Origin of the sequence: Levilactobacillus paucivorans (genome assembly GCF_001437125.1) — a bacterium.
In the GTDB taxonomy this organism is placed as follows: domain Bacteria; phylum Bacillota; class Bacilli; order Lactobacillales; family Lactobacillaceae; genus Levilactobacillus; species Levilactobacillus paucivorans.
Map to the genome: position 1 here is coordinate 1 of NZ_JQCA01000078.1, position 10,823 is coordinate 10,823.

General features: G+C 49.3%; 13 protein-coding genes and 1 pseudogene. 12 read left to right on the top strand and 2 right to left on the bottom strand.

The window, feature by feature from the left end; all coding sequences use genetic code 11:
* The first annotated feature begins 244 nt into the window (after positions 1 to 244).
* Positions 245 to 1,459: a cupin domain-containing protein gene (locus IV54_RS07450; RefSeq protein WP_083488552.1), complete on the top strand. Its 1,215-nt coding sequence runs from the start codon at positions 245 to 247 to the stop codon at positions 1,457 to 1,459.
* A 14-nt stretch (positions 1,460 to 1,473) separates the two neighbouring features.
* Positions 1,474 to 2,808 (top strand): dihydrolipoyl dehydrogenase family protein, encoded by a 1,335-nt coding sequence (locus tag IV54_RS07455; RefSeq protein WP_057878757.1) that lies wholly within the window; start codon positions 1,474 to 1,476, stop codon positions 2,806 to 2,808.
* Positions 2,809 to 2,904: 96 nt separating this feature from the next.
* Here the strand turns inward: IV54_RS07455 and IV54_RS07460 are convergent, their stop codons facing one another.
* Positions 2,905 to 3,732 carry a pyruvate, water dikinase regulatory protein gene (locus IV54_RS07460; protein ID WP_057878758.1) on the bottom strand — a complete coding sequence of 276 codons (828 nt, stop codon included), beginning with the start codon at positions 3,730 to 3,732 and terminating at the stop codon, positions 2,905 to 2,907.
* A 180-nt stretch (positions 3,733 to 3,912) separates the two neighbouring features.
* On the opposite strand from IV54_RS07460, the gene rpsU reads away from it, so the two are divergent.
* On the top strand, positions 3,913 to 4,101 hold the full coding sequence (rpsU, locus tag IV54_RS07465; RefSeq protein ID WP_011667518.1) for a 30S ribosomal protein S21: 189 nt from the start codon (positions 3,913 to 3,915) through the stop codon (positions 4,099 to 4,101).
* A 61-nt stretch (positions 4,102 to 4,162) separates the two neighbouring features.
* Here rpsU and IV54_RS07470 read toward each other — a convergent pair whose 3' ends face one another.
* Complete coding sequence (locus tag IV54_RS07470) at positions 4,163 to 5,188, bottom strand: zinc-binding alcohol dehydrogenase family protein (protein ID WP_057878767.1); 1,026 nt, start codon at positions 5,186 to 5,188, stop codon at positions 4,163 to 4,165.
* A gap of 155 nt (positions 5,189 to 5,343) precedes the next feature.
* On the opposite strand from IV54_RS07470, the gene IV54_RS07475 reads away from it, so the two are divergent.
* The 9 genes and pseudogenes from IV54_RS07475 to IV54_RS12225 form a co-directional block, all read left to right on the top strand.
* Positions 5,344 to 5,790 carry a GatB/YqeY domain-containing protein gene (locus IV54_RS07475; RefSeq protein WP_057878759.1) on the top strand — a complete coding sequence of 149 codons (447 nt, stop codon included), beginning with the start codon at positions 5,344 to 5,346 and terminating at the stop codon, positions 5,788 to 5,790.
* 91 nt (positions 5,791 to 5,881) lie between these two features.
* Positions 5,882 to 6,364 carry a GNAT family N-acetyltransferase gene (locus tag IV54_RS07480; RefSeq protein ID WP_057878760.1) on the top strand — a complete coding sequence of 161 codons (483 nt, stop codon included), beginning with the start codon at positions 5,882 to 5,884 and terminating at the stop codon, positions 6,362 to 6,364.
* A gap of 98 nt (positions 6,365 to 6,462) precedes the next feature.
* Complete coding sequence (locus tag IV54_RS07485) at positions 6,463 to 7,449, top strand: PhoH family protein (RefSeq protein ID WP_057878761.1); 987 nt, start codon at positions 6,463 to 6,465, stop codon at positions 7,447 to 7,449.
* Positions 7,449 to 7,937: an rRNA maturation RNase YbeY gene (gene ybeY, locus IV54_RS07490; RefSeq protein WP_057878762.1), complete on the top strand. Its 489-nt coding sequence runs from the start codon at positions 7,449 to 7,451 to the stop codon at positions 7,935 to 7,937. Before IV54_RS07485 ends, ybeY begins: the two co-directional genes overlap by 1 nt.
* Positions 7,915 to 8,316 carry a diacylglycerol kinase family protein gene (locus IV54_RS07495; protein WP_057878763.1) on the top strand — a complete coding sequence of 134 codons (402 nt, stop codon included), beginning with the start codon at positions 7,915 to 7,917 and terminating at the stop codon, positions 8,314 to 8,316. The genes ybeY and IV54_RS07495 overlap by 23 nt, the downstream gene beginning before the upstream one ends.
* A 12-nt stretch (positions 8,317 to 8,328) precedes the next feature.
* The gene (gene era, locus IV54_RS07500; protein ID WP_057878764.1) at positions 8,329 to 9,234 is read left to right on the top strand and encodes a GTPase Era; all 906 of its coding nucleotides are present in this window, start codon (positions 8,329 to 8,331) and stop codon (positions 9,232 to 9,234) included.
* A gap of 25 nt (positions 9,235 to 9,259) precedes the next feature.
* Positions 9,260 to 10,057: a DNA repair protein RecO gene (gene recO, locus IV54_RS07505; protein ID WP_057878765.1), complete on the top strand. Its 798-nt coding sequence runs from the start codon at positions 9,260 to 9,262 to the stop codon at positions 10,055 to 10,057.
* 183 nt (positions 10,058 to 10,240) lie between these two features.
* Positions 10,241 to 10,666: a MarR family winged helix-turn-helix transcriptional regulator gene (locus IV54_RS07510; protein ID WP_057878766.1), complete on the top strand. Its 426-nt coding sequence runs from the start codon at positions 10,241 to 10,243 to the stop codon at positions 10,664 to 10,666.
* Between the two features lie 6 nt (positions 10,667 to 10,672).
* Positions 10,673 to 10,823 (top strand): annotated as a pseudogene (locus IV54_RS12225) (MFS transporter); the annotation flags it as partial.

Consider the following 10,823-nt stretch of genomic DNA (forward strand, 5'->3'; position numbering starts at 1 on the left):
CAAGATTGTCGTCACAATCTTGATACCTCTTACTTTAGGATGTTTGACAGAGAACCGACTTTTTTGCGTGACCGTGGTCTGCGCATATTTCAAGCTTTGGCGCAAACAATGACGACGATCGCTGTCATACCGTGAAGCGGCAGTGATTAAATAAAAAACACGGCATATGGTTATCGGTATGATTGATTAACGTCGGGAATCGGTTTATAATGGGGCCATCTTATTGGAAAAGGGGATTTTTCGAATGACTGAGAAGAAAGAACCGATTCGCAATGTTGACCAGACTGGCTGGATCGATCAAGGCCCACGGAACTATCAACGGGACCTGCAAAACCCAGATTTATTGGTGCCACCTACCACGGACCATGGGACGGTAGCCAACTTACGATTTAGTTTTTCCGATGCCCACATGCGGTTGGAGTCAGGTGGCTGGACGCGTGAGGTCACCAATCGTGAATTACCCGCCTCACATGATCTAGCTGGGGTTAATATGTGCTTGAAACCTGGGGCTTATCGAGAAATGCATTGGCACCAGCAGGCCGAATGGGCCATGATGTTAAAGGGAAATGCGCGGGTTACCGCACTGAACGAAAATGGTGAAAGTTTTATTGACGATGTTGCTGCGGGTGATCTCTGGGACTTCGAAGCGGGGATTCCCCATTCTATTCAGGCCTTGGACCAAGGCTGTGAATTCTTATTGGTCTTCAGTGAACCCGATTTTTCCGAAAACAATACATTTTTACTGACGGATTGGTTGGCTCACACACCTAAAGATATTATTGCTGCCAATTTTAAAGTAGATGAAGCAACGTTAAAACCGTTACCAAGTCATGAGAAGTACATTTTCGATGGAAATGTTCCCGGTCCTATCGAGACCGTGAAGAAGCCCGGTACACCTATGAAGACGCCTCTGACGCTCCACATGAAGGATGTCCCCGCCAAAAAGTTTGAGGCAGGTAAGGTTTGGATCATCGATCAATCTGTCTTTCCAGCAGCGCAGACCATTTCAGCAGCCATTGTTGAAGTTCAACCGGGAGGAATGCGTGAGATGCATTGGCACCCTAAGTCCGAGGAATGGGATTACTATATTCAAGGACAGGCCAAGGTCGGGGTCTTTAATTCCAATACGTTGGCGCGGACCTTTAATTTTGATGCTGGTGACGTCGGCGTAATTCCTAAGGAAGCCGGTCACTATATTCAAAACATCGGGGAGAAACCCTTGATCTTCATTGAACTTTTCAAGAATCCGGTCTATTCCGATGTTTCACTGAATAAGTGGCTTGCCATTTCTCCAACTCAAATGGTTGCCGATCACTTGAACTTGCCAACGAGTACGATTGAAAACTTTCCAAGTGAAGAAGCTGCGGTGGTCTGGTATCAGGATCCCCGTGGCCATGTGACGCCTCGGGCAGTAGTCGATCCAGAAACTTATAGTGCCAATGATGTCTTTGGTGAATAGATAGGAGTTAGCCAATGAAAACATTTGATACCATTGTCATTGGTGGTGGCGTTGGTGGAGCTGGCGCGGCAATTCGCGCCGCATCTCATGGTCAGAAGGTGGCCATTGTCGAGCAACGTGATTGGGGTGGAACGACTGTTAGTCGTGGAAGTACGCCGAAGAAAGTTTTGCTAGGTGGTATTGAAGCACACCGGGCTTTTCGCATTCAAAACGGATCGGATGGTGTGCCACCGGTGAATTGGGAGCGGCTTGCCGCTCACCGGGATACAATTGTAAGCCAGACACAGGAGAGATTCAAAAGGCGATTTGTGGCTAATAATATTGTAACTTTTGAAGGCCACGCTGAATTTGTTGATTCTCACCAACTGCGGGTTAACGGGGAATACCTCACGGCCAAAAATTTTGTGATTGCCACTGGTGCCCGGCCCCGGGAACTGAAATTTTCTGGTAGTCAATGGGCCGAACATTCTGGAGGCTTCTTTAAGCGACACAAGACACCTAGAAATATCACGATTTTGGGTGCTGGAGTCATCGCGTTTGCTATTGCGGGTATTGCGAGTGAGGCCGGTGCTACGGTAACCTTGGTTCAACATAATCATGTGGCTCTGCGCGGATTTGATCCGCAACTCGTTCAAAAGCTGATATCCCACCTGGCTAAGCAAAAGGTACGCGTCGTCTTTGATGATGAAGTAGTTTGCCTTGATCGCGAATCAAAGAGTTTGAAACTCACGACCAAACAAGGAAAAACTTGGGATACTGAAGCTGTCTATGCGGCTTTGGGGCGTGTGCCCAACGTAGCGGATCTCAATTTGAAGGCAGCAGGTGTCAAGGTTGTGACCCATGGGATACAGGTCAATGATTACTTGCAGACTAGCAATGCTAAGATCTTTGCGGTTGGTGACTGTTCGGCTGTATCGACGCCAAAACTAGCAAATTATGCTGTCTATCAAGGGAAATATGTGGGTGATCTCCTGACTGCGACACTAAAATTTCCGATCACCTATCCTATACAGGCGAGTGCTGTGTTTAGTTTGCCGCGACTGGCTCAATTCGGAGTAAGCGCTGCTGTTGCTCGTCAGGATGCCGAACATTATCGCTTGCGAGAGATGGACTTAAGTCAATGGCTGACTTATCAACGAGAATATGATGAGCAGGCCCAACTGATATTGGTTGTTGATCGGCAAAGTGGACAGGTTGTTGGGGCTGAAGCCATCAGTTATCAAGCCGATGTGTTGATTAACTATTTAGCTTTGCTCATCCAACAGCAGATTACACCAACTCAGCTTCATGACACACTTTTTGCTTATCCATCAGCGGCAGCTGATTTGTATGGTATTTGGACGGATTAATCAGCATGTATAAAAAGAGTCCACGTGACCTCGTTTTGAGGGAGCGTGGACTCTGTTTTTAAAAAGTCATTGAATTTGTTCAGTTAGACAATAGGTTTAATCAGTCAGGGAGTGCGGAATCAAGTCATAATCCACGCTTTCCATGATGAGGGTGGCCGTCTCTTCAATCGACTTGTTGGAAACGTCGATGACCAGGCACCCAATCTTTTTGTAGAGTTGTTGGGCGTAGTCGAGTTCTAAACTGATTTTATCGGTATCCGAGTAGGCACTGTCGGCAGGTAGTCCATAGGAGAGCATCCGCTCTTGTCGAATCTTACGCAGAATCTCTGGTTGATTAGTCAGACCGAAGATTCGTTTCGGATCAACTTGCCAGAGCTCGTCTGGAAGCTGTGTGGTAGGGCCCAGAGGGAGGTTGGCGACACGCAGTCCCCGGTTGGCCAGGAAGAGTGACAACGGGGTCTTAGACGTCCGTGAGACGCCGAGAATGACCAGATCAGCCTTAAGCAGGCCAGTGGGGTCCTTCCCATCATCGTAGGCCACGGCAAATTCCATGGCGGCAATGCGGTCAAAGTAGGTGTCATTTAAGTTGTGCACCAGACCTGGAACCTCAACGGGGGTCATCCCCGTGGCCGTTTGCAGGACACCCATGGCGGGTTGAATGCAGTCGAACTGTTGTAACCGGTTGGCGGCCGCAAAATCTTTAACGTGGGCACTTAATTTTGCATTAACCAATGTGTGAAAAATCATCGCACGTTGCTTTTTTGCCAGGTTGAGAATCCCTTCCAGGATGGAATCCGTCTGAATGAAGGGGAATCGTTGATAGCTGGCTTCAACCTTGGTAAACTGCGAGACGGCCGTCTGGGCCACGGTTAGCGCGGTCTCACCGGATGAATCGGAGATAATAAATATGGCAATCTTTGGCATAGCACCCAACTCCTCTAGTTATTTCTTATAGTGTACCCCGGAGTCGAAATCCGTTCAAATTTTATTTGCTGGCATTATTGACGCGGTTTAACAGGTTATGTATAATAGTTAAGAACCGTTACGCCGATGGATGAAATCCAATTGGTGTTATTATTTGTGCTCGGAGGGAGGGAATTTTATATGGCAAAGACAGTCGTTCGCAAAAACGAGTCTTTTGACGACGCTCTTCGGCGCTTCAAACGTACGGTTTCCCGTAGCGGTACTTTACAAGAATACCGTAAGCGTGAATTTTACGAAAAACCAAGTGTGAAGAAAAAGTTAAAATCAGAAGCTGCGCGTAAGCGTAAGGCCAAGAAGAAGCGTTTCTAAGCTCTTTTTGCAAGCTTAATAAAAACCATCAACCGTTGCGGTTGGTGGTTTTTTGTTGCGGTTACTCGTGTTCGTTGGTGATGACAACTTTTCCCATCATATGGTGACTTTCTACCAGCCGATGCGCGGCTCGCAGATTGTCTGCGTTGATAGGGAATAGCGTCTTGGTCAAGGTCGATCGTAGCTGACCGCTATCAAGTAACTGGCTAACTTGTTCGAGAATCTTGTGTTGGCTGATCATATCTGCCGTTTGATAGTAGGACTTGGTATACATCCATTCCCAGGCAAAGGTGGCGCGCTTTTGTTTTAAGGCACGCAGATCGATGGGCTGGTCGCTACCAGTGATGGAAACGATGTGGCCACTGGGGGCGATGAGCTCGGTGATCTCGTGCCAGTGTTGGTTGAGGTCGCTAAGTTCTAGGATATAGTCGACAAAGGTGACCCCGAGGTCGCGGACTTGCTGGACGAGGTCTTGCCGATGATTGACCACCTCGTTGGCGCCATGGGCCTTGGTCCAAGCGATGGTTTCTGGCCGAGAAGCCGTGGCAATGACCTTGAGGCCGGCCATCCGGGCCAATTGCGTCGCCACGGAACCGACACCGCCAGCGCCGTTGATGATGAGAATGGTTTTCCCATGGGTCTCAGCAGCGTTGTCGACTGGGATGTGAAGCTGTTCAAAGAGGGCTTCCCAGGCCGTGAGACTGGTCAGGGGCATGGCCGCAATCTCTGCGGGCTTTAAATGCTTGGGGGCGTGTCCCACGATCCGTTCATCCACGAGTTGGTACTCACTGTCCGTTCCTGGACGAATGAAGGAGCCAGCGTACATGACCCGGTCACCTGGTTGAAAAAGGCTGACGGCCTCGCCAGTGGCCTCTACGGTTCCGTAGGCATCCCATCCCAGGACCTTAGGCTGTTTCAGGGGTGTCTGAATGCCTTGGCGAACTCCAGTGTCGACCGGGTTGACCGAAGTCGCGATAATTTTCACCAATAGGTCATGATTCGTTGGTGTTGATTTCGGTTCGAAAAAGGTCGTAAAACTTTCAGGATCTTCAATCGGACGATATCGAGTAACCCCGATGGCGCGCATGTCTGTCATCTTAAAACTTCCCTTCATATTCTCCAGACTAGCGCATCCCTTCAGAAAATACAATTTCAGCCTCTCGACGGAGGTATCTTTACCTGACGTCGTCGCCAATAAGGTGTAGACTTAATGATAAGATTGATTTTTTAGGAGGAAATGTAATGAGTTTAGAAACCCAACTCAACACTGATTTAAAGACTGCGATGAAGGCACACGACAAGTTATCTCTGAATGTTATCCGGATGATGAAGGCCGCTTTGACCAACGAAAAGGTTAAGCAGGGTCATGACTTATCCAGTGACGAAGAGTTAACCATCGTGTCCCGTGAATTAAAGCAACGCAAGGAATCCATGGAAGAATTTGCCAAGGGTAACCGCGATGACTTGGTTGAAGGCGTCAAGGCAGAAATTGCGATCGTTGAAAAGTATGCGCCTAAGCAATTGAGCGAAGACGAAATCACCAAGATCGTCGTTGACAGCATTGCCAAGGTTTCCGCTAGTGGTATGAGTGACTTCGGTAAGGTCATGGGTGTTGTCATGCCACAGGTTAAGGGCAAGGCAGATGGGGCACTGGTCAACAAGACCGTTAAGGCACAATTAAACAAATAATGAAGAGACCCAGCGTGGTGTAACAGGCCAGCGGGTTGCGGCCGTCACGAGTTTTCGTGGCGGTCTTTTCAATCAGAGGAGGTTGAGCGTCATGGTGTTAACCTATCAACGGGTGACGGCGCCGACGACTGAAGAGAATCGGCTGCTATTGTTGGCGGACCCCAGCCAGCGGCTCATCGACAGCTATGTGCCCGTCAGCAGTGTCTATGCGGCAAATGATGCCACAGGATTAGCGGGGATATTGGTCTTAAAGCCTCAAGTGTCATTGACGGTTGAAATCATGGCGCTGGCGGTTAGCCCAACGAAGCAACGGCGAGGGTACGGCCGGGCCTTACTGGTTTTTGCCAAGCAGTGGGCCATTGAGCATGGCTATCGTACGGTGCGAATTGCGACGGGGACCACGAGTCTCAAGCAACTCTATCTCTATCAGCAACAAGGTTTTCGCGTGGTACGGGTGGACCCGGATTACTTCACCCAGAATTACAGTCAGACGATCATCGAAAATGGTTTGGTTCTGCGGGATCGCTTGGTGTTAGACCAGCAAATTAGCTTGCCAAACCTGCCAATCAACTGACCCGGGCCGACTTTTCACGCCGAATCCTTTTACAATCCCCGGCAGTATGCTAAAATTTGTCTATCAGACACTAATTAAAAACAAAGGAGCCACCGTATTTGACTGAGAACGCAACGATTGAAAAAGAATATATCTTAGAACGGCCCGAGGACGAAATGGGGTTATTGGGCGCTCAGGATCAATTTGTGACGATCCTTGAGGAAGGGCTTAATGTCACGATCAAGCCCTTTGGCAATTCAATCAAAGTCGCTGGTACGACCGAGGCTGTCGACCAAACGTTGGCTATTCTAGGCAACATGAGTGACCTCCTGGCAAAGGGCATCAAGCTGAACAGTGCCGATGTTCTCAGTGCCATGAAGATGTCCCAAAAGGGCACGTTGACTTACTTCAAGGACTTTTATACGGAAACGTTGATTCGCGATGCGAAGGGCCGCTCTGTGCGGGTCAAGAACTTCGGTCAACGTCAGTATATTGATTCGATTAAACACAATGATATTACCTTTGGTATTGGACCAGCTGGGACTGGGAAGACCTTCCTGGCTGTCGTCATGGCCGTGGCCGCGCTGAAGAGTGGGGATGTGGAAAAGCTCATCATCACCCGTCCGGCCGTTGAAGCCGGTGAAAGCCTGGGATTCTTGCCAGGTGACCTAAAGGAAAAGGTTGATCCTTACTTGCGGCCAATCTACGACGCCTTGTACGCTATCCTGGGAGCAGAACACACGACGCGGTTGATGGACCGTGGTGTGATTGAAATCGCCCCATTAGCCTATATGCGGGGACGGACGTTGGAGTCGGCCTTCGTCATTTTGGATGAAGCGCAAAATACCACGAACATGCAGATGAAGATGTTCCTAACGCGGTTAGGCTTTGGGTCTAAGATGATCGTCAACGGGGATATCTCCCAGATTGACTTGCCACACAATGCGAAGTCGGGACTGATTCAGGCCCAACACATTTTACAAAACGTGAAACACATTAACTTCGTCACCTTCAGCTCAGATGATGTGGTCCGGCATCCTGTCGTGGCCAGCATCATCAATGCTTATGAGGCCAACGATACTAAACCAAATGGAGCTAAAAAATAATGGATTTAGAGATTTATGATAAGACCAAAGATGGCGTGCCAGCCGAGCACGTGAAATTGATTCAAGACGTGTTAACCTATGCCGGGGACTACCTGAAGTTGGCGGACAACACGGAGATGTCCGTGACGTTGATGAATAACGAAGACATTCACCGGATTAACAAAGAATACCGGGGCGTTGACCGGGCCACCGATGTCATTAGCTTTGCGATTGAGGATGACGACGAGGAAGCTGCCGAATTTCCACTCGTGATTGATGACGAAATGGCCGCCGAGATTCCCGAAAACATTGGGGATATCTTTGTCTCAATGGATAAGGTTGAAGAACAGGCGGAATACTTGGGCCATTCCTACGAACGGGAACTTGGTTTTCTCGTGGTCCATGGGTTCCTGCATCTTAACGGCTACGATCACATGGAGCCGGAAGATGAAAAGGTGATGTTTAAGCTTCAGGCGGACATCTTGGATGCCTATGGCCTCAAGCGATAAACGAAAACAAACCGGGAAGAATCGGGCCTTTATTCAGTCGTTGGGTCACGCGTGGGATGGCCTACGGGCTCTGTTTCACTATGAACGCAACTTTCGTAAGCACCTGGCCTTTGGCACGTTAGCCGTGTTGGCTGGCCTGGTCTTGCGACTCGATGTTAACGAGTGGTTGTGGCTGATGTTAGCGATCTTCCTAGTGTTAATCGCGGAGACTCTCAATACCATTGTGGAGGCCGTCGTGGATCTCGTGGTGGGGACAACCTATCATGATTTAGCGAAACGCGCCAAGGATGTGGCCGCCGGTGGAGTACTGCTGGCCGCGACCTTTGCGGTGATTGTTGGGGCGCTCGTGATGTTGCCAGCGCTGAGTCGTTGGTTTTAAGTGGAGGAAAATATGGATAATCCAAATTACAAATCAGGGTTCGTGGCCATTGTTGGCCGGCCCAATGTGGGGAAGTCGACGTTTTTAAACCGCGTGATTGGCCAGAAGATTGCCATCATGTCGGATACGGCGCAAACCACGCGGAACAAGATTCAAGGGATCTACACGACAGACGAGGCTCAAATCGTCTTTATCGATACCCCTGGGGTGCATAAGCCGAAGCACAAGCTGGGTGACTACATGGTTAAATCGGCGCTGTCAGCTTTAAACGAAGTCGATGCCGTGTTGTTCATGATCAATGCTGCCGAAAAGCGGGGAGCCGGGGACAACTTCATCATTGACCGTTTGAAGGACGTCAAGGCTCCAGTCTACCTGTTAATTAACAAGATTGACCAGATTCATCCCGACGATCTGTTGCCCATCATGGAACAATACAAGACAGCGATCCCTTGGAAGGCGGTTTACCCGATCTCCGCGCTGGAGGGGAATAACGTTGACGACTTCCTGAGCGATCTGGTTGATCAGATGCCCAATGGGCCACAATACTACCCTGAGGATCAAGTGACCGATCACCCAGAACGTTTCGTGGTAAGTGAACTCATTCGCGAAAAGATCTTCATGTTAACGCGTGAGGAAGTGCCACATTCAGTGGCTGTAGAAATCGAAAGTATGAAGCAAGAAGATGCGGACCATGTCCACATCGAAGCCACGATTATTGTCGATCGGCCAACCCAAAAGGGCATCATGATCGGTAAAGGTGGGAGCATGCTCAAGAAGATCGGGACGTTAGCCCGTCGCGATATTGAACACTTACTCGGTAGCAAGGTTTACCTGCAACTGTGGGTCAAGGTTCAGCCAAATTGGCGAGACAAGTCCACGTTGTTGAAGAGCTACGGTTACCGGAAAGACGATCTTTAAAACTGAAGGAAAGTAGGGATGCGGTGTGGCACGTCATGTTACGGATTTTCACGGCATCCTTTTATTTCGCCGTGACTATGCCGAACGAGACTTCTTGGTGAAGTTTTTGACGCAAGAGTTCGGTAAAAAAATGTTCTTGGTTCGTGGTGCTAAGAAGCGTGGGTTTAAGATGGTAGCGGATATTCTCCCGTTTACCGTGGGCGGCTATGTCGGTGATATTGCCGACAATGGTCTCTCTTACATTCGAACGGCGCGTGAGACGCATCAGTTTCAGAATATCTCCATCGACATCTTTAAGAATGCCTATGCGACCTATGTCATGAGTCTGGTCGATGCGGCCTTTCCGGATAGCCAACCGTTACCTGAGTGGTACCACAAGGTTGAACGGGCGCTGACGTTGATTGATGATGGGGTGAATGCCGCCATTATCACCAATATCATGGAGATCCAGCTGATGCCGTCCTTCGGGGTGGCCCCGCAACTTCAGGGCTGTGCGATTTGTGGTCGAAATGATTTACCATTCGACTACTCGGAAAGCTACGGGGGCCTGTTGTGCCAACAGCACTGGCAGCGTGATCCCCGGCGACTCCACTTGGCCCAGCGGACGATCTATTATCTGCGGCAATTCTCTGTCTTGGACCTAGATCGCCTGCATTCCATCAACGTGAAACCGCAGACGGAGCACGCCTTGCGGCAACTGATGGATGAAATCTATGACAGTCAGATCGGGGTTCATCCCCGTAGCAAGCGTTTCTTGGATCAGATGCAATCCTGGTCGGCGCGGATGACGATGCCACCGGCAGACAAAACCAAAGACCAATAAGATTCAAGCAGTTCAGACCGACTCCTGGTGAGTGGTTTGAACTGCTTTTTAGTCTAAACTGGGGTACTCTGACGACTAATTGGCGGATTAGGTTCAACCAGGGAGGTTATCAGAGATCGGCGTTTGCGCTGATACTTTCAAAATTATACAGCTAGTTGTACAATTAGTTCTAGAGGTGATCACATGGATAGCAATCAACTGGTGTCTTGGAAACTGGTCCTACTGGGACGGAAGATTCGTAATCGACGGAATCGGTTCGTGCGACACCTGAACTTAACGAGTGAACAGGCCGATGCCTTACGTTTCTTTGGCGATTTTCCTCACAGCACCATCACCGATTTTAAAGATCGCCAACAGGTGACTCATCAGACGGCGCGACTGATCGTGAAACGGATGGTCGATCGGAACCTACTGGTGTTAGAAGCCAATCCGGCCGATCGGCGCGAAAAGTTAGTCGGATTTACCGAAGCTGGGTTAGTGAAACGCCACCAGCTGGATGATTACATTAAAGATACGAGTCAGGCGTTATTTACTGGATTTACGACAGCTGAACAGCAAGCGGTCCTCACCATGTTGGACCGCATCGAACAGAATTTAGAAAGGAACTGAGGGCGTTTGAAGACGCGGCTATATACAAAAGATGTCAAATTGGTTTTGGCGGCAAGTTTTTTCTTCCTGATGAGTCCGATGATGGTCAATCCCATCATCGCTGGCTTCTCAAGTAATGTGGGGGCAAACAGTGTCCTTGCGGGAAATTGTGGCGGGG

What these genes read in the sequence shown, in the direction of transcription:
- rpsU (WP_011667518.1), top strand. Translation starts at nt 3,913, where the DNA reads ATGGCAAAGACAGTCGTTCGCAAAAACGAGTCTTTTGACGACGCTCTT.
- IV54_RS07455 (WP_057878757.1), top strand. Translation starts at nt 1,474, where the DNA reads ATGAAAACATTTGATACCATTGTCATTGGTGGTGGCGTTGGTGGAGCT.
- IV54_RS07475 (WP_057878759.1), top strand. Translation starts at nt 5,344, where the DNA reads ATGAGTTTAGAAACCCAACTCAACACTGATTTAAAGACTGCGATGAAG.
- IV54_RS07470 (WP_057878767.1), bottom strand. Translation starts at nt 5,188, where the DNA reads ATGCGCGCCATCGGGGTTACTCGATATCGTCCGATTGAAGATCCTGAA.
- IV54_RS07480 (WP_057878760.1), top strand. Translation starts at nt 5,882, where the DNA reads ATGGTGTTAACCTATCAACGGGTGACGGCGCCGACGACTGAAGAGAAT.
- ybeY (WP_057878762.1), top strand. Translation starts at nt 7,449, where the DNA reads ATGGATTTAGAGATTTATGATAAGACCAAAGATGGCGTGCCAGCCGAG.
- IV54_RS07495 (WP_057878763.1), top strand. Translation starts at nt 7,915, where the DNA reads ATGCCTATGGCCTCAAGCGATAAACGAAAACAAACCGGGAAGAATCGG.
- era (WP_057878764.1), top strand. Translation starts at nt 8,329, where the DNA reads ATGGATAATCCAAATTACAAATCAGGGTTCGTGGCCATTGTTGGCCGG.
- IV54_RS07450 (WP_083488552.1), top strand. Translation starts at nt 245, where the DNA reads ATGACTGAGAAGAAAGAACCGATTCGCAATGTTGACCAGACTGGCTGG.
- IV54_RS07460 (WP_057878758.1), bottom strand. Translation starts at nt 3,732, where the DNA reads ATGCCAAAGATTGCCATATTTATTATCTCCGATTCATCCGGTGAGACC.
- IV54_RS07510 (WP_057878766.1), top strand. Translation starts at nt 10,241, where the DNA reads ATGGATAGCAATCAACTGGTGTCTTGGAAACTGGTCCTACTGGGACGG.